The sequence below is a fragment of the Paenibacillus sp. FSL R7-0331 genome (assembly GCF_000758645.1).
Taxonomy (GTDB): Bacteria; Bacillota; Bacilli; order Paenibacillales; family Paenibacillaceae; genus Paenibacillus_AQ; species Paenibacillus_AQ camerounensis.
On sequence record NZ_CP009284.1, the window covers coordinates 1,591,882 to 1,613,173 of the forward strand.

Below are 21,292 nucleotides of genomic sequence, written 5' to 3' on the forward strand. Positions count from 1 at the left end.
GAGGAATACAATGACGTATGAGAAAGGGTGTGAAAAAGATGCAGGAATGCAAAGAAAAGGATAAAATTATAATAAGAGACAAGGTGATAGAAATAATCAACAAGAAATTACTGGAAGGCGGTGAGTGTGGCTTAGAGGTGGAGATTTCGGATAGTTCAGCACTTGAACTCTATGGAATAGACTCTTTAAGTTTTGTGAATCTGGTTGTTGAATTGGAGATAGCTTTCGGAATTGAATTTGATGATGAAGATTTGGTAATGGAGAAATTTAATACGATTGATCTTATTTATGCGTTGGTTCAAGAGCGCAAATGATTGCTTACACCCAAATGAATCAGTTCAGGACGGAAGGATGAAGTGGAGTGGATAACAGCACTTTAACCCTGGAAGAGCAACTTATCGTTGAGTTGTCCAAGCTGGATTTAGGTTCTTCAGAGAGAACAAAAGTCTTTCAAATACTTAATGAAAGCGCTTTAGACTGGAGTTATATTCTGAATGTGTCCATTAAGAATAAAATTCCAGGATTAGTATGGCACCATATGCTTCAGTTAGGGTTGCAGAAAAAAATACCCAGCAGAATCCGGCAGGTTTTCTTATTTATTTACATGGGAATCCGGGAGCGGACAACGGCGTATATTCAAGAAGCAGAAATCATCGGCAGCAAATTGTCACAGCATTCGATCAGGCACGCATTTCTGAAAGGCTCTTATCTGCTGCCCAATATGTACAAAACATACGGGGTCAGAAATATGAATGATATCGATATATTAATTAAACATTCGGACACTAAGCGAATTGTCGATGTAATGAATGAATTGGGATATATCCAAGGTGAATACGATGAATCAAAGGGACTTATTGAGGCTATAGACCGTAGAAAACAAATTCTATGGAAAAGCAAAATGAACAATATGTTTCCGTTTATAAAAAAGTCTACTTCAGATTACATCCACTGCTTCAAAATTGATTTTTGCTTTAGTTTAGATCTTAATCTGCGTAAGGAAGAAGTAGAGAACATTCTGGATGCTTCTACCAAAAATGATTTACCGGCGGCAGATTTTTTCTTGCATCTGTGCTGCCATTTCTATAAAGAAGCTACGAATGCCATGTGGATATATAACATTAATGACATTACTTTTATTAAGCTGTGCGATATTCGTGAATTTATCAGGCTGAAGATGACGGAGCAAAGTCTGCATGAAGCCATTCAAAAGGCCATTCAGTTAGGACATAACCATGCGATGTATTATTCACTGTATTGTTTGAAATTTGTATATAACGACGGTTATGAAGAAGAACAGATGCGTCGTTTGCATGTTAGCGATGAATCCTTTATCAACTTTTTTGGCGGGAAGGATTTCGTCTATAGCAAAGAATGGAAGAAAAGCATTTGGCAGAGACTTTTCTCTATCGACAACAAGGATGAACTGGAAGGCGTTTCGCCTAAGTATAATTTGCTGTCTTAACCGGAAGCTCGATTTCTTGGGTTGCTTCTTAGCTATTTAAAGGATGGATGAGAATGAAAACATGTTGCCAAGGGTTGAACCACATCACTTTAATGCTGACTCATAAATGTAATTTGAAATGTTATATGTGTGGACAAGTGTATTCAAATAAAAGAAGTACGGACCATAGCGAGCTTGCCTTGGAGACTATCAAAAAGCAGATTGATACCCATACTGGAATTGAAAGCGCTTATTTATTCGGCGGAGAGCCGCTGCTGTATCCTGGCTTTGTCGAACTGCTGGAATATTTGAAGGCCAAACAAATCAAGGTGTTTACCACAACGAATGGGGTATACCTGGACAAATACGTCGATGCCATCGTGAAGCATGATGTTTTCGATATTTCAATATCGATAGATAGCCACAGGGAGACAGATTTTGCGCAAATCAGAGGAAAAAGAATATTTAATAGAGTGCTTAAAAATCTGGATCTTCTTTTTGAATTTTGTGAAAAAAATAACAAAAAAACCCCATTAGTCGGAATTAACTTTGTCGTTTTAAAAGAAAACTATCAATGTTTGGTGGAGTTCTATGAGTATATAACAGAACGGTTTCCCCAACTAAACAGAGTCAATTTTGAAGCGCCCATCTTCGTTGACCCTTCACTCGGTGTGGAATATTCCCGGATTATGCAGCATGAATTCGGTGTGAATTCCGGGTCATGGGAATGGTTCTCCGATAAAATCATTCCGTTTAGCAATGATGAGATCGATATTATATACCGCCAGGTTCAGGAGTTGAGATCTAAAGACAAGGCGAGCTTTTTACTGCCAATTGTGAACAGAGAAGAATTCTTTGATTTTTTTCATAGTAAACATCAAAAATCAACGGATTACTGCAAATTCCCTTTTTCAAGCTGTTCGGTCCTCCCGAATGGGGATGTAACATTCTGTGTTGATTTTCCGGATTACATCATAGGTAATATCAATGACCAGTCAATATCGGAAATATGGAATGGTACCAAAGCTTCATTGTTCAAAGATTATTTGCGTGACAACAATGGAGGTAACCACCCCGTTTGCAGCAGATGTCCGAGAAGCTTCAACCTCAATAATTCCATCGTCTAAGCTGGTTCAAAAGAACAATTAGGGAAGCGGGTGCGATTGATTTTGATTAATAATTTCCAGCCATTTCTTGCCGGTACCGTTTACAATCCGCTGAAGGTACAGCAAGACTCCGCTCGGCCGAGGCTCAGAAAAGTTACAATCCGCTATCCATCTAGATTAAACGCGATGGCGATTGATCCTAGCGGCATTGTGGAGAATCACAATATGAAATATAAACCGGGAGAAATTATCTTCTCCGTTGCCCTTTTTATTGAAATTGAAGTGGGTCTTTTGGAGCAAGATGAAATTCGATTCGATGGTGATACGGAGCGAATATCCGTTGTAAAGCATGTGTGTCAGATTATGAAAAAAGCTTTGGGCTACAAGGGGGGATTTGACGTCCGAATGAGATCCGCCCATTCCTATCGTCATTGCGGTTTGGGTTCAACCGGTGCAATGCAATCGGGTATTGCTGCATCAATCAACAGCTTGTTCGGTAATCCGATTGAAGCGAAGGATCTTGTTAAATACTTGGCTCAAAATTATGGAGAAGAGATTGACAGCAATGAGGATTATCTGATGCCTGTGCAATGCATAGGAGGCTCGGCTGCATCTGGTCTATATTCCGGAGGAGTCCTTGTCATAGCCGGGGAAAATACAGTCATTGCACACAGAGATATTGATGAGCGCTACGAAGTTATTCTCGGAATTCCCCGCGATTTTGAGATGACCGACTCCAAACAGCAATTTGAAAAAGAACAAGAAAATCTCCATAAATTTCGTCAGTCGGGTCAAACGCATAAACATGAAATTGCCTACAATGTGTTGCATCATTTTCTTCCGGCGGTGTACAGTGGCGATCTGCGGACTATGGGCGATGTTATTTATGATTACAGATTTGATAAGGGCAGCATTCACAACTGCTCATACACGTATCCCGGCTTGATTGAATTGTCGGACAACTTGTCATACTTAAAGAGAGAAGGACATGTTGAAGTTCTCTCCATTTCTTCGGTTGGCCCTACTTTTTTTGCAATAGCTGAGCAAGCAGATGAATGCATCAGAGCTTTTGAACAGCAGCATCTGGAAGTCATCCGTACGAAAATAAATAACGAAGCGTTCAGTATATTAGATTATGAACTATATGACTGAATACTGCATGCTGCGTCAGTCGGAGGATTACCATGATTACTCATTAAGCTTTAATAAGGACCAAATACTAAACCGTTTGCTGTCGGATATTAAATCAGAAGATATTATTCCGTTCCTGACCAAATACCCGGAGGATAATAATACGGAGATTAAAGAGGCAATCCGCTGTTTAATTCCTGCGGAAGAGCTTCTTATTGGTAGCGGTTCTGAAGAACTTATCTGGCGAATAAACCGAGTGCTGCTTCTTGGGAAGAAAGTGGCGGTAGTAGTACCTAATTTTTATAGAATTTATGAGAGTATCGAGAATCCGGTATTCATAAGCCAGCCGTATGATCCGGTGGCATGTGAACTGGAAATGGGAGAGTTAAGCGGAGCGCTGAAACGCTGTCATTATGATGCCGTCTGGCTGGCGAATCCGAATCCGATAACCGGCAAAGCCTACCGAAGACAGGAGTTGAAAGTGCTTGTCGAGCAATACCCGGACACCCTGTTTTTGATCGACGAAGTTTCGATTGATGCAGTCCTGGAAATGGAGAAATACACGATGTTTGAGGAGTGCCTTTCTTACGCGAATGTCATAGTGCTGCGCTCTTTTTCCAAATTCTACGGCTTTCCCGGAATGCGGTTAGGTTATGCGGCAGGAAATCCTGCATTAATAAGCTTCATCAATAATCATTCGCCTGTATATCCTGTTAGCAACATTAACTGTGTAATCGTGAAATGGATAACTGAACATCAGGATATTTATGAAGCGTTTAAACGGCGAATTGCTATAAACAAAGAGTGCTTGTCCGATATTGTGCAGAATACTGATTTATATTTGATTCGTTCGTTAACGAATACGGTTATACTCGGGTCCAAATCCGAAAGTTCCTGCTTATGGAATACATTCAAGGAATTGAACATATTGACGACTGCGTTGGACCGGGAGACGGGCGTGATTGGGCGAAATTTGGTTAGATTAACTATACACAGCGACAAGAATGAATTTGACTTCTTGAGTAAGAAGATACTGAATATCTTTTCCTCGGGAGTCTAGTATGTGCAGACCCATAGTGTATTTGTGTGATTTGGATGGAACGCTGCTCAACAAGCAAGCTGTCATTGAGCCGGAAGTAAGAAAACGATTGAATCGCCTAATCAGGCGAGGGCTTCATATCACGTTCATCACAGCAAGAGATTTGGAATCGACGATCCGAATATTATCAGGTGTTCAAATGAACCTGCCATTTGCTGTTTGCAACGGTTGTTTAATTGTATCTCCGTTGAACGGAGAAATCTGTAAAGCCTGGCACCATTCTTACGCTGCAGTGCAAGCGATCCTCAAGGCTGCTGAAGGCATATCGTTACCAAGAGTGACTCGATATAATGCTCAACAAGTCAAGGGATTACTCCGTCAACACCTGTCAAGGTCATTGAATGATGGATCAATTACACAAGAGTATATCTTTTCCGTTGCTTTCCGGGACACAGCAGATAGAATACATGAGATCCGTAGCAGAGTGATGAACCTTGAAGACCCTTCGTTATTTCTGCAATGCTATAATGATCCGTTTGAAGAGGAGATTCATATTTTGGACATCACAGCTGCATCCGGAAATAAGGGGAGCGCTGTGAGACATATTTCAGAAATACTGAATATTCCGGTAAGCCATATGGTAGCCATTGGAGACGGGGAAAACGACCTGGAGATGTTTAGAGCTGCTGGCGCTCACTGTGTTGTCGGCGATCATCCTGTCGTTAACCGCTTATATGGAGATTGTAAGATCATATACGACGAAGGGATTTCAGTTGTGGACTTCATTGAGCAGCAATTTTTGAGTACCTCTAGAACTTTATAAATTTTAGAAGGATGATGCAAGTGCTACAATTCTCTGGATTTCCCGAAAAGGGTGTCGAAGACGAAGCCATTTTGCAAGCATTAAAGCCTGGTTCTTCTTCTCGCAATCAAGGAGGAACCTTCATGGGCTATCCGCAGACCACTCCGCACGCCGTGGCAATAGAGGCTTACCTGAGCTACATGGAGTACAACACGAACCATGTAGGTGTATTCACCAACAGTAATCGCCAGCTTACCGCCTCCCAAAAGATGGAGTCAGAAGTAATAGCCATGCTTGGAGATTTATATGGCTTAAATGAAGCAGATGGATACATAACTTCCGGCGGGACGGAAGGCAATATCCTGGGGGTTTGGATTGCAAGAAATTATTTTTCGGCCCAGAAAAATACAGTCGCCCTGATGCAAAGTTGCTTGACACATGAATCGATTCAAAAGGCTGTTGACTTGACAATGATTAGCCATGTTGAGGAGATTGCATTGGAAGACTGCCATTTCAGAATGGATACACGCAGACTGGAAGAAGCAATAGATAACCTAATTTCACATCAGATCTATCACGCTATTATTATTGCGACTGCTGGTTATACACTTACAGGAACTAGTGATGATATCCGGGAAATCAATGAAATTGTAATAAAATTCAACAAGCAGTATGGATTCCAAGGATGGATTCATATCGATGCGGCTATTGGGGGCATGGTGCTTCCATTTCGTGAACAAGAGAATACACGCTGGTTCGAATGCGAACATGTTATGAGCATGACGGTTGATCCGCATAAAATGGGCTATATTCCGTATTCGGCTGGAGTTTTCATGGGCAGAAAAAATGTGCTGAGCTGGATTGAGCGTAATAATCAATTTTCTAAAACCCACGTGAGTAATACACTGATCGGCTCCAGAAACGGTGCAGCAGCAGCGGCCTGTTGGGCGATGTTTCAACATTTGGGCTATTCAGGATATAAGGGAATATTGGACGATCTGATTAGTAAGAAAGAGTATCTTCTTGGTAAGCTACTTCAGAAGCATATTGCTGAGGTCATTTCCAATCCTGAAACCAACATGTGCTGTCTTTCTTTTAACAGTTTTTCGAATTGTCTGTTGCCGGGCCGGTTGGAACAGAAATACGCTACACGGGCATTTTCAATTCAATATAGAGGTTCTGTTATAAACTGCTATAAATTGTATATCATGCCGCACATCTCATACGCTACGTTGGATATGTTGTATGAAGACATTATGGAGGCGCTGGCAGAAAGTTCCCTTAAACCAAGCAAAAGTGAGGTTAAGCCCCAACATGAAAAAGTTATCAGTCCCATGTAACTGGAATTTTGAAAAAGCACAGCAAATTGCGGTAATGGCTCCTGAAAATGACACTATGGTATATGAAATGTACGGAGCTATTTCAAACGATGTTTTTCCTACCGGAAGATACAAAGAGAGTATGAATATCGTGAATGAAGCAGACGCTTTGCGGTTTAAGCGGGACATTGTGGATAAACACGGTTTTAATTTCGCTTATCTGTTGAATACGCCCTGTTCGCTGAAGTTATTAAACCTTCAAGATCTCCGTAAGTATCTCGACTGGATTATCTATGATTTTAAAGCCCAATCCCTGACGATCTCCTCTCTTGAACTGATGCAGTTTGTCCGACGGCATTATCCCCAGGTCAATATTAATGTCTCTACTATTGCAGGTGTCCAGAATATAGAAGAATTCAATAATTTCTTGGAGATTCAGCCCTCACGTATTATTTTGCATCATAATGCTGTTCGTAATATTTCCGGCTTAAAGACTCTCATAGCGTATGCCAAAGAGCAGGGAATCAAGCTGGAACTCATGCTGAATGAGAGTTGTCTGCAGAACTGCAAAAGACGAAAAGAGCACTATAATTGCTTAGCACTCAATCAAAGCGATCATAAGTTCCATGTATATTGCAACACTATAAAGGTACAACAGCCCTATCAGCTGCTGATGGCCAACTTTATTCGTCCAGAGGATATCGGTTTTTACGCGAAGCTTGGTGTGGAGCTGTTCAAAGTAACCGGGCGGTCCAAACATCCGGATTGGTTGCCCGAAGTTGTCGGTGCGTACTTGCATCAGTCCTATGACGGAAATTTGATCCGTTTGCTGGGAATTGACCCTGCATTGAGAGCAGAAGAATGGTTTAAGCTTTCCAACCGTGGTCTTGCCGGGTTTCTTGAGAATTGGCCGGAAGAGGATCAAGAGAATTATTGCAAGACATTTATTACTAACATGTATCGCAACGGTGAATTTACCATGCATCCGGATTATGCTGAAACCTGTCTGAGAAATGGTGAGCTGGTATCAAAAGTCAAAGGGGATCTATATGCACATAACGTCCAATTCCAAAGATGATGTGATGGAAGAATTCAAGCTTCAAGCGCAAGCTTATTGGAATGCTGACAAAGTCGTAAACCAGTTTAGCTCCGCCAAGGCTGCAGACTATATAAGCCATTTTTTTAGTGCATTTGATGAGAAGGCCGATTTAAAGGTGCTGGATATCGGATGCGGCGGCGGAAGAAACACGGTCCTACTTCATAATATGGGCTTCGAAGTATACGGATGCGATTCCAGTCCGGGTATGGTGTACGAAACGCAGCGGCAGTTGTCTCTAATTTCTCCGGCGCTAAACACCGAGGAAAAGGTTGTTTTGGGTGAGGCTTATCATCTTCCTTATCTTGACAATACATTTGATTTTATCCTGTCCAATGGCGTTTTCCATAATGTCTTGAGCCAAGACGATTTTAATGCCTGCTTAATGGAATGCAGCCGGTTGCTGAAGCATAATGGTGTCCTGTATCTTAGCCTATTTACTTCAGATTACCTGGACCCCGGGCTGCTACAAGTTCCAGGCCTGGATAACATCTTCCAGACGCCTGATGGCCTGGGCATGATATTGTTCAATGCGGAAGCGATTGAGCGAATGCTGGACAACCACGGGTTCAAAGCCAAAGGAAATAAAGAATGCTATGTAATTGAAGTTGAAACAGGAAAAAGAAGCCTGTTCCGAAATCATTATGCCGTGGTAAAGAACGATGAATAGCTTATTAGATTCGATTACAGGTCTCGCCGATCACCTGTCACTTCATATTTCGATCAGCATTTTGGGCAAGCCTTATTCGATTCAATCGAATGCTAAACAGGCAATACGTTATGTAGAGGAGATATTCTTCTCGAGCCATGTAAACGGGATCGTATACGAGAAGAATACGCTGCCTCGGGGAGCAGCAATACAGCATGTGAGCATTGAAGAAGCTGATTTCGATACATTGCTGAACTCAATCCGGGAAGCAGCTTTTGCTAAAGAACGATGCCAGCCGGTGAATAACAGCTATTATGATGTGTATAAACTTCCGGAAGCATGTATTTATTTCCAGGACTACACCGATGATACATCGGGAAAACATCTCATTTTGAATCGTAGCGGCAATTATATCCTTATCACGGTTCCCAATCCCTATGAATTTATGATTCTGGCCAGATTCGTGCGTGAAATTGCATTTCGTCTTCTGCAAGATGACGGGTGTTTTATGGTTCATACCAGTGCGGTTCAGATCAATGGGAAGGGCATTTTAATTGTCGGCAATTCAGGGGCGGGCAAAACAACGCTGGCACTCTCATTATGTAAGTTCAATCAGGCCAAATTCGTTACTAATGACAGATTGCTGATCAAATTCGACGAACATATGCGACCACAGGGTGTCCCTTTTGGAATGCCGATAAAAATGAATTATGGAACGCTGAGAACCCTGCAGGTTGAAACCCAATATGAACAATGGCAGTTAAGCATACCGATGGTATCGAAGAAATCCTTCTATGAGTTTAAGGGAGAACACAAGCTTCATATTTCTCCGCGCGAATTGAACACCAATTTGGGAATTGACCTGCAAGGAAGGATACAAATTGAGGGGATTGTCATTCCGCGTATTCTACGTGCAAATATGCAGGAGCTGGAGCAGTGTGACGTCAGAAGGACTCTGGAAGATAATTGTTACTTCGATCAAGATCCTGTGTTTGTAGAAGACTGGCTTGGAATCAGAAATACTGAAAGTACACTGGATCAGTCTACTAAGCAGAGTATGCTGGAGCAACTGCTGCAGCTGCCAGTATTGGACATAACGTTTCCAGTTGACCAATTCAAGAATGTCGCCATGGACATTACCAGGTGGGTTGATTCCTGGTAATTCAGTGGAGCCCGGGGAGTTTAGCGTATGATCATGTTATGCTTGTCTATCACACTGGGGTATTTGCTATATTCCATCTATAAAATTGCTTCATGGAAATATGTTCTCCATTGGATCAGAAATAATCATTGTTTACAGGACAAAGAAGCTCCTCACGTCAATCATTATCCGGACATTATTATATTAATTCCGGGGCTAAGAGAAACATCCTTAGTGGAAAGTACAGTAAGCTATTATTCCCGATTGGAGTACCCGAAAGATAAACTTCACATTGTATTTATTACAACAGCTGAAGAAGCAAGGATGAAGGAGCTTAGAAGGGGACAGGTTGAGAAGCTGTATCACAAGCTGAAGAATAATGATGAGCTTCATTCATTGTCAGAAGTAAATAACGGTCTTTATCCCAGATATCTATTCCCGGAGATTCAGGAAATTATGGAGTCTTTCCATAAGCCCGATGAGAGACTTGAGCGATTGTACCAGTTATATAATGCTCTGCCGATTACAGGTGACCTTATAGAACGAGAGATTATGGGATATCCCCAGATGTCTCATCTTAGCTGTCCTGATCTCAAAGGCGGAGGGAAACCCACCCAATTGAATTATGCGGTTGAGCATCTGGGGGAAGTACTGGACATGTCAGCATTTGACGAAAACAATCTGTATATCGGCGTTTATGATTTTGATTCCCGGCCCGATCTTAGAACATGTCTTTACATCGCGGAGAACAATGAGCGGAAAATATCGGCAAATCTGGCTACACCTGATTATTATCAGCAAACACAGCTCCCTTTGAACAATCTGCAGCTTCTTCAGTCAGTGAAGCATCAGAGGCCATTGGTGTTGGCCAACCTGGTTATGTATACCCGGCGGGCGCTGGGAATCGAATTGTTCAAGTTCAAAAAACTGGAGTTTTTTCAAAGGTCAAGATTTAGACACCGGCTTTCGCTGCTGCAGCCATCTGTTAACGGTGTTGGGGCAGGACTATTTATCAAGCCGGTTACGTTGCAGGAAGTGGGATATTTTGTTGAACCGGTAGAAGATTTGATTATGGGGTATAGGCTTGGGGTGCTCAAGAAGGAAGTGGAAGCGATCCCCCTGCTAAATATTATGGAGCCTTATTTCAATATTGCATCAATGATTCATTCTCAGAGCCGAATTTTTATGATAGGGCTGCGTCTCTTTAGAGAAAAGTTGACGGTGCATTCTGCGCATTCCTTTCTACTTGCCGCCAAGGAATATTTGGAATTTCTGGTATGGCTGCTGGTGTTCCCGGTAATGGCTTTCTCTTACCTTTATTTGTTTATCGCGGTCAATTTAACGGGGGCTGCATTCCTGTTGGCGATTACTGTGGGTATTCGTTTCTATTTGGACAGTATTCTGCTTCTAAAGGCAAGTAGGCAGATTTTAAGGATGCATAAAGGCAGCATGCCCTCACAAGATGATTTACTGGAGCTTTCATTCCGGGAACAGCTGCAGATGACCTTTGTCTCGCCATTGTTGGGAATCGTCAGGTTCTTGACAGCAATAATCGGCGCTGGGAAATGCATTGGTGTCTATTTGCTTGGAATTAAGACTGTCAGAACAAAGACAGAGAGGTGAAGTACAGTTGAATGTTATCTTTGAAGGATTGCCCGGAGCGGGGAAAAGTACAGTAATAGCAGCAATTCAGAGAACAACAGAAAACGGGCAGCTCCTAGTTTTAGACGAATTTCTTAATCATATACCGGGAGACCCGCGTGATATCGCATATTTCTTGAACAATGAAGCCGAAAAGAACGAAAGAATGAAGGGCAGAGCTTCCGGAATGGTATTATGTGACAGGTTATGGCAATCGACATTGGTTTATAACGCAGTAGCCTGTAATGTGCAAAGTCCAGACGAACTATTGTCACTGCAAAAAATAATATACAAAAATAAAACCTTTGAAGATTATATCTACGTATACTTAAGTCTTCCCAGCTCAATGAGCTTGAGCAGACATTCAAATACCGGTATGGATGATTGTATATGGTTCAATCCCACCTTCAATAGCAGGGCGCAGTACATTTATGAAATGTTATATGACAACCTTGAACGGTTTAGCCCCAATGTGATTTCCAAAATTAGAATCCAGACAGATCAGAAAACCGAGAAGCAGGTGCTTGCCGAAATAATTGGATTTTTGGAGTCTATATGTCCTGATTGCAGGGGCAAAAAGCTATGAATACGATTGATTTACACATTCACACCACATGTTCCGACGGTTCTTTAACCCCTGCGGAGATGGTAGCGTTGGCCGCCGGGAAAAAGTTACAGGTTATTGCGATTACAGATCATAACACAGTCTCTGGCATTGAAGAAGCTATAATCTGCGGAAAAGCAAATAGGGTTACAGTTATCCCGGGTATCGAATTCACTATTACTGATTTCCATTATAAAACGCATTTGCTGGCTTACGGCATTGAATATCAGCATCCGCTGTTACTGCAGGCACTAAAAAAGTATAAACTTTCCAGACATAAGTCAATTATTATATTCATGAAAAAAATGCGAGAAAGCGGAATAGATGTCTCTGAGGAGTTAATTCGCTCCCGATACGGAAGGCTGAGCTTTAAAAATATTGCCAAGTTCCTTTGTGCCACGAATGTTGTTTCCAGCGTAGATGAAGCCTTTAGCAAGTACATCAACAAGGAGCACTTCTCGCCCAGTAAACCGGGCTTCTTGCTGAAAGAAACACTTGAGCTAATAAAGACAATCAACGGGATCGCGGTTTTGGCTCATCCTTTTACAATATCCACAGATATGGAGTGTTTGGATGAATCAATTGGCTACCTGAAAAAGCAAGGATTACAGGGACTGGAATGCTACTATAGCCATTACGACGCAGGACAAATCGCTATACTAGTAAAGCTCGCTGAGAAACATTCGCTCTTTGTCACTGGCGGAAGTGATTACCACGGGGAATGGAGCAACGGAATTGAAATGGGTTCAGGGAAGGGAGATTTAGTCGTCCCGCAGCATGTTTTGACACCATTTAACTTATAAAAAGAAAGTTGTGGCATATAGCTATGGAATCGAATGAAGCGATCCTGATTACAGGAGTGGCGGGATGTCTGGGCTCTGCTTTAGAGCGATCGTATTCGTTTAACGCCGAACATTATATATACTCCATCGACTATTCAAATAATTACAGGAAAAATCAACACAATCGTTCCGATCGGATGACGTATTTGGACATTAATTTGCTTGATGATAATGTGGATATTTCCTCTCTGATTAAACATAAGGTGTCAACAATTTATCACTGTGCATCAGTAATTAGCCCCTATGGACATCTTTCAACTATGGACAAAACCGGCTTAATCCAACAAGAGCTTATGTTACTAAAAAGAATTAAAGAATTAGCTCTGAAGACCCGGGCTGACGAGGTAGTGCTGTTTACGACCGATCCGGCCAATCAGGACTGGGAAGATCAGGCATACCTGACCGTGCAAAAAGAAATATATGCTTATGCTGATTTATTTACCGTCTTAAAGCTTCCTTATTTGTATGGAATTTTTCAGGATGAGAACGGTTTGCTGCCTTGTCTATTACGGACAGCATTATCGGGTCTGCCTGCTTCAATTCCTACGCATGTAAAACTTATCCATTCAGATGATGTTGCGCTTAAATGTGTCAATCGAGCCTATGACTTAACGGATGCTATAATGACGATTGCTGTAGACCAGCTTGCTGAAGTCCTGAAATGCCTTAGAACCAACCATTATCAAGGGTTGCAGGAGCTTTACTATCAAAATGGTGATGGTCAAACCGAATTTTTCAACTTGGAAAGCAGCTTCTGCAGATCGGCCATTTATAAGCTGTTGGAACTGATTGAACACAATGAGATCAACAAAGGACGGGAGAGACGATGAAACTGGAGGTTCCTATTAGAGGTTTGGCCGAAGCACCTTCGTTATTGACGGCAGGGGGCGATCTTTTCTACGGAGGCGTTATCGGTGATTTTCAGTCTAATAACCGGAATAATACGATGCTTCACCAGTTTCCCTCTTTTGCTGAATTACAAGAAGCAATACAGCTAATTCATACCCATGGCAAAGAGTTTTATCTGACCCTAAATCACACCAATCCCAATTTAGATCAAAGTATGAAACATATCGAGCAGGCCATGCTTGCAGGAATTGATGGCCTGATTGTTGCGGATAAGCGGCTGATTCAGTATTTGGAAGCGGATCAGAACCGACTGCCAATTATGTTATCGGTCTTGTCCGGAATTCAGAACAAATCAAGTCTTGATTTTTACATGGGAGAACATGTTGTCGGATTTTGTTTTGAACGAAATGTATCTATCACTAATATGAGGAAGGTTATAGAGCATTATCCTGATTTAATGGCTACAGCATTTGTGAGCGGGAATTGCCAGAACACACAGTGTATTTGTCAACTGCATAATCTTCAGACGGTTATTCCTATACATAAGCATGAAGGCGGCTGCGGTGAAATGATCTGTGAAGCATGGAACCCTTTGCTCGGAACTGCCTACTGGACAGAAGAAGCGGATAGGATGCTGACCAAGAAAAATTGGTGCGCGCTGTGTTCCTTGCGTTCCCTGCAAAAAGCTGGAATTCGGGCATTGAAGATTGAAGGGCGGTCGCTGGAACTGAAATATAAGCTTCAGAAAGTGTCATTATACCGTAAAGCCCTGGATATAATGGCGGCAACATCGGATACCGTAATATATCACCGGGACTGCAAAGCATTGTTTGAAACCTCCTTTGGAAGGGAATGTAATTTCGGAGATTGTTTCTATAGCTCATAACTACGGGGAGTGGGAATACAATGGAAAACGGCTATTACTTGAGTACATATCTTTCAATTTCTGATTACTGTCATATAAAGGATATCTGGATAAGGCATGACCAAAATCTGGCTTTGTGGCACAAAGCTGATGATCATATTGATTTGATTCATTATTGGGAGCTGGAGAGATACACAGGGATGAAGCATCAATTCAAACCCTTTTATAGTGTAGAGCAGGCTGAAGAAATTATCGGCTATTTTTTGTCAGAATACAACTTGACGCTTGCAGATATCAGAGCTGTATGGGGAACACCGCAATTGGAGCGCTGCAACACCGCACGGACTCCGAAAGCCGTAGATTCGCGGTTTTCTTATCACAGTTTTGCGCATCTCTTCTCAGGTATGATGATGGATACCCAGCGGTTTGAGGAAGAATTAATCATTTCTTTGGCGGTTGATGGCGGACCTGATGGATCATATGACAATGGAATGTTCGGGCGTAACTTATATGTTGGAGCCGTCAGTCGGCAAGGGGAAATTATCGATTATCTACCTGTCTGCTCGCCGGCTTTACTGTGGAGTTTTATGAGAGAGAAATTCAGTATGCAAGAAGGCAGCTTAATGGCGCTTGGAAGTGCCAGCAGCAGTAAGTTATTTGCAGAGAGCCTGCCGGAAATGGACATTTACAGTTACCATGACTACTTAAAGGTGAAGGAGCATCTGGAACAACTCATCTTAGCCGTTGAAGCCTTGGATGATACCAAGGCAGAAACTATATTCAATGGCTTTGATTCCCGCTTCACTGAACGGGAGAACAAGATAAGCATGATTGTTAAAATAGTGTCCGATTTTTCGGACTGGTTGATGTGTAAGAATATCGAGCGGATCATCGATTTGTATAATATCGACACAAGCCAAGCCTATTTGTCCTTAACTGGCGGGTTTGCCTTGAATTGTCCTACAAATACCCAAATTATAGAGCGATACAAATTCAAAGGCCTGCTGTCACCGCCATGTGTCAACGATTCCGGTTTAAGCTTAGGGATTGGCCTTTATGAATTCTACAGCCAAGCCGGACCTTTTCAGTTTAATTTAAACAATGCTTATTATGGGAAGAGATGTACGGATAACGAATTCCTCATCGTTATGGAGAAATATGCCCAGTATATTATTAGCTGTTCTTCCTTCGATCCGGCGGTGGCGGTGGAGGATATTATTCAACATCCTATCGTTTGGTTCAACGGTGCTGCTGAAATTGGCCCAAGAGCCCTGGGTAACCGCAGTTTGTTGGCAGATCCTCGAACAGAACGTTCAAAGGATATTCTTAATGAGATCAAACAGAGGGAATGGTGGCGTCCTGTTGCTCCGGTTATTTTAGAGGAAGAGGTGAAAGTATGGTTTCAAAATGGCGGCCCTTCACCTTATATGCTTAATGCATTCAAGATCCGGGATGAGAAGAAGCCAGTTGTACCGGCGATATGCCATCTGGATGATACCGCCAGGGTACAGACCATCCAAGCCAAAGATAATCCCTACCTCGCAGAGCTTATAGAAGCTTTCAAAGAACGAACAGGTGTGCCGATTTTATGCAACACTTCTCTAAATGATAAAATTGAGCCAATCATTAACCGCTTTGAGGAAGCGCTTCATTTCGCCCTCAAAAAACGCATCCCGGTGATGTATGTAAACGGGTACCGTCTTGAATTCGCTACTCAGCTGGCGTATCCGGGAGCCGGCATAGCCGAGAAAGAAATTCATTTTGATATCAATGATATTGAGGTAATAAGCAGACACCTTGAAATTATGCATAATGAGGAATGGATTATATACTACAAAAATTATTACATGTTCCAAGATTACAATCTTGCCGCTGATAAAGATCGTATGGCGGTGAAAAAGAAAATCCGTCTGTTGGCGCTGGCGTCTTTCAGAGCAGGGAGCTGAGTATGGAGTACGGTCATTTTAGTCCCGATCTGGATGCCTCGTTGGCTTCTGCGGAGGGTTATGAACGGATTTATGTGGGAGAAGAGTTCTGCGACAAATTTCTATTAAGGCAGTTAAAACGTATCGAGGAAACTATTGACCGGCTAATTATAAGTCATAGCATTTCTGTTATCTTCCCCCTTGTTAATGAATCAAGTGTAACAGCTGTTGAACGCTTAATTGATCGGCTAATTATAAAGTATCCGAATCAAATTGAATTCGTGTGCAACGATATCGGGATGATGAATTTGTTAATAAAAAAAAACTGCTCTACTATTGTTGCCGGCAGAATGCTCACACGGGTAATTCTGTCCTATTTAATGGATAAAGAAGATAGATTGGGCCTTGTTCCCTATGTAAAACGGGTCGAATTGGACTCAACCAACTTGCTGCGGATGCGGCAATTGAGAAAATACAAAATAAGTTATTATGACAAAATTTCAATTTATGGTAACGGGAATAACAGATGCTGCTTCAAAACAGGCGGCAAGGAATTTGGACAAAACGCGGAGTGCAATGTTGAACGTTGTTCGCAGCCAATCCCGGTAACCAATGGTTATTTAAATGAAGATTTTATTTTGTTTCGAAATGCAGTCCTGAAACAGGATGAATTAAGGATGGTCCCTGCATTAATCGACCGGATAATCCATGTGGAGATTTAGAAGGAGCTTAACTAACTTGAGAAAGGAAGTAGAGCCGGATGAAAGCGGTCGTTGTGACAGGGGATTGTAGAATTGTAATCAAGGAGCTTCCGGTTCCTGAAATCACTGAATATGAAGTATTAGTCGAAAATCTGTATGGTTCCATATGTACCGGTACAGACCTCCAGATTATCGACGGCACTCTTCGAGGTATTCAATATCCGGCTATGCTCGGACATGAAAGTGTCGGCAGAGTGATCCGCATAGGTGAAAAAGTGAAGAATTATGCGCTTGGGGATCTCGTCACGAGTGCAGGAGCAAAAGCGGATGTAAACAGGGGTTTGTATTCCCATTGGGGAGGCTTCGCGGAATACGGGGTAGCGACTGATTACCGGGTCCTGCTTGAAGACGGACTGCATGAGCAGGAATTGATGCCCTATAAATGCAATCAAAAAATTCCCGCGGATCTGCCTCCTTTGGAAGCAACAATGATCATAACTTGGAGAGAGACGCTAAGTTACATCAGCAGGGTTGGAGTAGCAAGCGGTGATAATATCATGCTGCTCGGTTCTGGCAGTGTGGGACTGGCGTTTGCCAATCATATTGTCAACCTCGGAGCACAATGTATAGTCATCGGTAATCCCTGTATGAAGGGATACTTTTCTGATATAGGTGTGCATCATTTCTATGATTACAAACATGAGGACGTCGTTAAGCAAATTCAGTCGGAGCATCATTCATCCTTCAATTGTCTGATTGATGCTGTGGGAAGTGCAGAATATACGCAAAAGCTGCTGGCGCTGTTACCGGGACGCGGGAAAGTCGGTGTCTACGGCTTGAAGCAAGTAGAAGATTATAAGATATCACCATTGTCCCACAAGGGTTCGATAACCTTTTGCAACTACGGTTATGATCCCGAGGAGGTGCATGAACAAGTTGTTGCATCCATGTTATGTCATCAACTATGTGCTTCCAATTGGTACACGCCTCAAAGTGTTTTTGTGATGGATGAGATCGCAGAAGCTGTTGAACAGCTGCGTCAGCGGAAAATTATGAAAGCCGTAATCAAAATTAAATGAGAGAGGATAATGATAATGAACAAGCTGAATTGTGTAGAAATAAAAATCGTAGAGCATTGTAATCTTTCTTGTACTGCTTGCGGAACTTATGCGAATTTGGCAGAAAAAGAAGAGTACGGTCTGGACAATTTTGAGAGAGATGTGCAACGTTTAAGTGAGTTGTATTCATTAATTCAGACCTTAAGACTCTATGGCGGTGAACCTTTGCTCAACAAGGAGATTCTGGAGTATATTCGGATTGCCAAAAAACATCTGCCTGATACACAAGTGGAAATCATTACGAACGGCTTTCTGTTAAAGAAGATGGACGATGCTTTTTTTGCTGGGGTTAATGCGTATGATGCCAAAATTGTTATTTCCAAATATCCGTTTGCACAGGATAAGTTCTTCCCCCTCCAGAAAATGGACGCCGCTAAGGTGAATTATTCAATCATTGATGTAAACTACTTTTATGTTAAGCGTGAGGAAAGGGCAAGTGCGGAGCATCCCCAAATGACTTTTGATACTTGCCTGGTTCCCATATCACTATATGTGCATCATGGAAAGGCGTATCAATGCCCCTACCCGCTCAGCATCAAACATTACGATAAAAAATTCAAAACGAATTTGGAAAATGTAAATGACGGAATTGATATTCATACCCCAGAGTTAACCGGCGGACAACTAGATGAAAGGTTGAAAATACATCTGGAGCACTGCAAGGATTGTACGCTGACAACCGGGTTCGTTCCCTGCGCTCAGACAAGGCCAACCGCTTCTGACTGGGATAACAATAAGCAGAACGAGAACGTTATTCATAATTTTCAGAGTTATGAGTTCAAACTAGCACGTAAGAATCGGATATCCTATTCGGTTTTATTGCTTCAGAACAATCGGTTTAATCTCATTTATGAAGAGGAACGGCAGCTTGCAGACAAGTCTTTTTATCTTTTGCTGCGGGATCAATATTCTTTGCATGATTATAATGAACATTTCATCAAGTCACTGCAAAAGATGGATATTAAGATTCTTAAAGTAATAGATGATATATCACTTGTTCTGAATGAAGCTGGCTCCATTGGCAGTGAAGTGACAAAGATTGTCGTTCTAAATTCTATGGATGAGAAAAATCTGAGATTACTAAAGCAATTGTATAAGCAACATATTGTGCATGACAGCAGCCTGATTCTTGGTTGAGAATTCCCGGTCTGCTGCTACATACCCGAGAGGAGTATAACCTTCATGTCAGTTCGAAAGTTGAATACAATACGGTGGGCGTTTGGTTTATCCTGGAAGATTGATAAAAGAATGCTTATCCTATGGTTTGCCTTATCCATCGGTTTGTCTGTGCTGCCAGCTGTGGCTCTTAACTACAACAAGGAAGTGCTGGAAATGATCACATCCTTTGTTGCGGATGGTAAAGGTGAGTTTGCCCAGATCTCCGGAAACATCATTGTGCTGGGATTAATTCTGACGGTAATCGGTCTGTCATCCCGGATCAACGGTGATCTCATTTATATGATGATGTATGATTCCTATTATCTCGGAATGCAGGAAGTGCTGATGGACCGAGTCAATCAAATTTCTTTAACAGATCTGTTGAAGAAGGACGTGAGGGATGAATACGATGCCGTTTTTGTACGTGCCGGGTCTCTGACTGACTTCATGAGCTCGTTCTGTACGCTCACAGGCAAGGTAATCGGCATCATTTTTTTGCTTGTTGTTGCATTAAAGACTTCGCTGATTGTATTTATAATCTCGTCTGTTTTCACAGTCGGCATTTTTGTGCTAAATAATTCTTTTGTAGAGAAACTACGCTGGAATACGGCTTTACTGCAGAAGATTGAACGACTCTCTTCATACTATGAAAAGATGTCCCGGAATTTGGGTGTCGCCAAAGAAATTCGTGTCTATAACCTGGAGGACAAGATCGTAAATCAGTGGAAGAATGCTTATAAAGGCGTAACAAATTTTGAACGGAAAAGGGCATGGGACATGGAACTGCGGAATTTTATCAGTAGCGTCTCCTTCTGCTTATTCATAGTGCTTATGCTTGGATACTCCTTGTTGTCTGTAGCTAACGGCAAGACTTCAGCTGATGAATTTCTTATTATCTTTTTGCTGTGTCTAAGCATCTTCAATTCCCTGACAGGAGTCGCCAAAATATATATGCAGACGGACTATGGACTGTTTTCTTTGGAGCGGCAACAACAGTTTATTGAACATGCGCCTACAACAGACAAAAATGCAGATGAAGCCAAAGCAGATGCTGCCCTGGACACAGAGATCGTTCTTGAGGCGAGAAATGTATCGTTTAATTATGATAATAATCTTACCGCGTTGCGGAATGTCTCCTTTCAAATTCGTAAGAACGAGACCGTGGCTTTACTGGGTCTGAATGGAAGCGGCAAAACAACACTTACAAAATTATTGACCGGCCTGTACCGTCCTACTTCGGGTGAATTGTTGTTGCATCAGAAATCATATTCAGAATATCAGGCTCACGTAATTAGTGATGCCATCGGGATTTACTTTCAGGATTTGTATCTTTTTCATACGCCATTATCGGAGAATGTCGCTTATGGAGATATCCAAAACGTGAATAATCTGCCCAAAATAAGGGAGGCACTAAAAAACAGCAGGGCGGAAAGAATTGTCTCTAAGCTTCCTAAGGGATTAGATACCCTTCTCGGCAAAGATGTCGATCCTGAAGGCGTAGAATTATCCGGCGGGGAGAAGCAGCTGATCGGTATTTCACGTGCGCATATGAGCGGCAGGGACATTATGATTTTTGATGAGCCGGCAGCGAAACTGGATCCTATTGCTGAAATGGAGCAATTTATAGATATCCAAGAGAATTTGCGTGACAAAACAGCCATCTTGATCAGTCACCGGATTGGATTCGCGCGATTGGCCGACACAATCATTGTTCTTGAGAACGGGGAGATTATTGAATCAGGAACTCATGAAGAGCTGTTGGAACGGCGCGGTCAATATTATGACATGTTCAAAGAACAGGCTAAGTGGTACCAGAAGGAAGAAAAGGTTGACTGTAATGAAAGTGAGGTATTCTGAGCACA

20 protein-coding genes are annotated in these 21,292 nt (G+C 42.1%); all 20 read left to right on the forward strand.

The features are described 5' to 3' along the window. Positions 1-17: 17 nt before the first annotated feature. The 20 genes from R70331_RS06820 (at position 18) to R70331_RS06915 (ending at position 21,287) form a co-directional block, all read left to right on the forward strand. Positions 18-314 (forward strand): acyl carrier protein, encoded by a 297-nt coding sequence (locus tag R70331_RS06820; RefSeq protein WP_042173972.1) that lies wholly within the window; start codon positions 18-20, stop codon positions 312-314. Positions 315-361: 47 nt separating this feature from the next. After that, positions 362-1,465 carry a nucleotidyltransferase family protein gene (locus tag R70331_RS06825; RefSeq protein WP_042173974.1) on the forward strand — a complete coding sequence of 368 codons (1,104 nt, stop codon included), beginning with the start codon at positions 362-364 and terminating at the stop codon, positions 1,463-1,465. Positions 1,466-1,518: 53 nt separating this feature from the next. Further along, positions 1,519-2,571 (forward strand): radical SAM protein, encoded by a 1,053-nt coding sequence (locus tag R70331_RS06830; protein ID WP_042173976.1) that lies wholly within the window; start codon positions 1,519-1,521, stop codon positions 2,569-2,571. Positions 2,572-2,607: 36 nt separating this feature from the next. After that, positions 2,608-3,702 carry a GHMP family kinase ATP-binding protein gene (locus R70331_RS06835; protein ID WP_042173978.1) on the forward strand — a complete coding sequence of 365 codons (1,095 nt, stop codon included), beginning with the start codon at positions 2,608-2,610 and terminating at the stop codon, positions 3,700-3,702. Further along, positions 3,686-4,741 carry an aminotransferase class I/II-fold pyridoxal phosphate-dependent enzyme gene (locus R70331_RS06840; RefSeq protein ID WP_081947506.1) on the forward strand — a complete coding sequence of 352 codons (1,056 nt, stop codon included), beginning with the start codon at positions 3,686-3,688 and terminating at the stop codon, positions 4,739-4,741. The genes R70331_RS06835 and R70331_RS06840 overlap by 17 nt, the downstream gene beginning before the upstream one ends. A gap of 1 nt (position 4,742) precedes the next feature. Beyond that, the gene (locus tag R70331_RS06845) at positions 4,743-5,543 is read left to right on the forward strand and encodes an HAD-IIB family hydrolase (RefSeq protein ID WP_042173983.1); all 801 of its coding nucleotides are present in this window, start codon (positions 4,743-4,745) and stop codon (positions 5,541-5,543) included. Positions 5,544-5,554: 11 nt separating this feature from the next. Further along, a complete protein-coding gene (locus tag R70331_RS06850; RefSeq protein WP_081947507.1) occupies positions 5,555-6,862 on the forward strand; it encodes a pyridoxal phosphate-dependent decarboxylase family protein in 1,308 nt (435 codons plus the stop codon). After that, positions 6,837-7,919, forward strand: a complete 1,083-nt coding sequence (locus R70331_RS06855) for a U32 family peptidase (protein WP_042173987.1) — start codon at positions 6,837-6,839, stop codon at positions 7,917-7,919. Before R70331_RS06850 ends, R70331_RS06855 begins: the two co-directional genes overlap by 26 nt. Positions 7,920-7,923: 4 nt before the next feature. Then, the gene (locus R70331_RS30375) at positions 7,924-8,607 is read left to right on the forward strand and encodes a class I SAM-dependent methyltransferase (protein ID WP_197071398.1); all 684 of its coding nucleotides are present in this window, start codon (positions 7,924-7,926) and stop codon (positions 8,605-8,607) included. Beyond that, complete coding sequence (locus R70331_RS06865; protein ID WP_042173989.1) at positions 8,600-9,748, forward strand: hypothetical protein; 1,149 nt, start codon at positions 8,600-8,602, stop codon at positions 9,746-9,748. The genes R70331_RS30375 and R70331_RS06865 overlap by 8 nt, the downstream gene beginning before the upstream one ends. A gap of 27 nt (positions 9,749-9,775) precedes the next feature. Then, positions 9,776-11,350 (forward strand): glycosyltransferase family 2 protein, encoded by a 1,575-nt coding sequence (locus R70331_RS06870; protein WP_042173991.1) that lies wholly within the window; start codon positions 9,776-9,778, stop codon positions 11,348-11,350. A gap of 7 nt (positions 11,351-11,357) precedes the next feature. Next, on the forward strand, positions 11,358-11,954 hold the full coding sequence (locus R70331_RS06875; RefSeq protein WP_042173993.1) for an ATP-binding protein: 597 nt from the start codon (positions 11,358-11,360) through the stop codon (positions 11,952-11,954). Next, the gene (locus R70331_RS06880) at positions 11,951-12,775 is read left to right on the forward strand and encodes a PHP domain-containing protein (RefSeq protein ID WP_042173995.1); all 825 of its coding nucleotides are present in this window, start codon (positions 11,951-11,953) and stop codon (positions 12,773-12,775) included. The genes R70331_RS06875 and R70331_RS06880 overlap by 4 nt, the downstream gene beginning before the upstream one ends. 23 nt (positions 12,776-12,798) lie before the next feature. Next, positions 12,799-13,644 (forward strand): NAD-dependent epimerase/dehydratase family protein, encoded by an 846-nt coding sequence (locus tag R70331_RS06885; protein ID WP_081947509.1) that lies wholly within the window; start codon positions 12,799-12,801, stop codon positions 13,642-13,644. Next, on the forward strand, positions 13,641-14,549 hold the full coding sequence (locus tag R70331_RS06890; protein WP_042174000.1) for a peptidase U32 family protein: 909 nt from the start codon (positions 13,641-13,643) through the stop codon (positions 14,547-14,549). Before R70331_RS06885 ends, R70331_RS06890 begins: the two co-directional genes overlap by 4 nt. A 20-nt stretch (positions 14,550-14,569) precedes the next feature. Continuing rightward, on the forward strand, positions 14,570-16,474 hold the full coding sequence (locus tag R70331_RS06895) for a carbamoyltransferase C-terminal domain-containing protein (RefSeq protein ID WP_052418954.1): 1,905 nt from the start codon (positions 14,570-14,572) through the stop codon (positions 16,472-16,474). A 2-nt stretch (positions 16,475-16,476) separates the two neighbouring features. Further along, positions 16,477-17,175: a hypothetical protein gene (locus R70331_RS06900; protein WP_042174002.1), complete on the forward strand. Its 699-nt coding sequence runs from the start codon at positions 16,477-16,479 to the stop codon at positions 17,173-17,175. 38 nt (positions 17,176-17,213) lie between these two features. Then, positions 17,214-18,233 carry an alcohol dehydrogenase catalytic domain-containing protein gene (locus R70331_RS06905; protein ID WP_042174004.1) on the forward strand — a complete coding sequence of 340 codons (1,020 nt, stop codon included), beginning with the start codon at positions 17,214-17,216 and terminating at the stop codon, positions 18,231-18,233. A 15-nt stretch (positions 18,234-18,248) separates the two neighbouring features. Beyond that, positions 18,249-19,409 carry a radical SAM protein gene (locus R70331_RS06910; RefSeq protein ID WP_042174006.1) on the forward strand — a complete coding sequence of 387 codons (1,161 nt, stop codon included), beginning with the start codon at positions 18,249-18,251 and terminating at the stop codon, positions 19,407-19,409. A 321-nt stretch (positions 19,410-19,730) separates the two neighbouring features. Beyond that, entirely contained in the window at positions 19,731-21,287 is a 1,557-nt protein-coding gene (locus tag R70331_RS06915) for an ATP-binding cassette domain-containing protein (RefSeq protein WP_197071399.1), read from the forward strand. The last annotated feature ends 5 nt before the right edge of the window (positions 21,288-21,292 follow it).

What these genes read in the sequence shown, in the direction of transcription:
- R70331_RS06820 (WP_042173972.1), top strand. Translation starts at nt 18, where the DNA reads ATGAGAAAGGGTGTGAAAAAGATGCAGGAATGCAAAGAAAAGGATAAA.
- R70331_RS06830 (WP_042173976.1), top strand. Translation starts at nt 1,519, where the DNA reads ATGAAAACATGTTGCCAAGGGTTGAACCACATCACTTTAATGCTGACT.
- R70331_RS06840 (WP_081947506.1), top strand. Translation starts at nt 3,686, where the DNA reads ATGAACTATATGACTGAATACTGCATGCTGCGTCAGTCGGAGGATTAC.
- R70331_RS06845 (WP_042173983.1), top strand. Translation starts at nt 4,743, where the DNA reads ATGTGCAGACCCATAGTGTATTTGTGTGATTTGGATGGAACGCTGCTC.
- R70331_RS06850 (WP_081947507.1), top strand. Translation starts at nt 5,555, where the DNA reads ATGATGCAAGTGCTACAATTCTCTGGATTTCCCGAAAAGGGTGTCGAA.
- R70331_RS06855 (WP_042173987.1), top strand. Translation starts at nt 6,837, where the DNA reads ATGAAAAAGTTATCAGTCCCATGTAACTGGAATTTTGAAAAAGCACAG.
- R70331_RS30375 (WP_197071398.1), top strand. Translation starts at nt 7,924, where the DNA reads ATGGAAGAATTCAAGCTTCAAGCGCAAGCTTATTGGAATGCTGACAAA.
- R70331_RS06865 (WP_042173989.1), top strand. Translation starts at nt 8,600, where the DNA reads ATGAATAGCTTATTAGATTCGATTACAGGTCTCGCCGATCACCTGTCA.
- R70331_RS06870 (WP_042173991.1), top strand. Translation starts at nt 9,776, where the DNA reads ATGATCATGTTATGCTTGTCTATCACACTGGGGTATTTGCTATATTCC.
- R70331_RS06880 (WP_042173995.1), top strand. Translation starts at nt 11,951, where the DNA reads ATGAATACGATTGATTTACACATTCACACCACATGTTCCGACGGTTCT.
- R70331_RS06885 (WP_081947509.1), top strand. Translation starts at nt 12,799, where the DNA reads ATGGAATCGAATGAAGCGATCCTGATTACAGGAGTGGCGGGATGTCTG.
- R70331_RS06890 (WP_042174000.1), top strand. Translation starts at nt 13,641, where the DNA reads ATGAAACTGGAGGTTCCTATTAGAGGTTTGGCCGAAGCACCTTCGTTA.
- R70331_RS06895 (WP_052418954.1), top strand. Translation starts at nt 14,570, where the DNA reads ATGGAAAACGGCTATTACTTGAGTACATATCTTTCAATTTCTGATTAC.
- R70331_RS06900 (WP_042174002.1), top strand. Translation starts at nt 16,477, where the DNA reads ATGGAGTACGGTCATTTTAGTCCCGATCTGGATGCCTCGTTGGCTTCT.
- R70331_RS06905 (WP_042174004.1), top strand. Translation starts at nt 17,214, where the DNA reads ATGAAAGCGGTCGTTGTGACAGGGGATTGTAGAATTGTAATCAAGGAG.
- R70331_RS06910 (WP_042174006.1), top strand. Translation starts at nt 18,249, where the DNA reads ATGAACAAGCTGAATTGTGTAGAAATAAAAATCGTAGAGCATTGTAAT.
- R70331_RS06915 (WP_197071399.1), top strand. Translation starts at nt 19,731, where the DNA reads ATGATGATGTATGATTCCTATTATCTCGGAATGCAGGAAGTGCTGATG.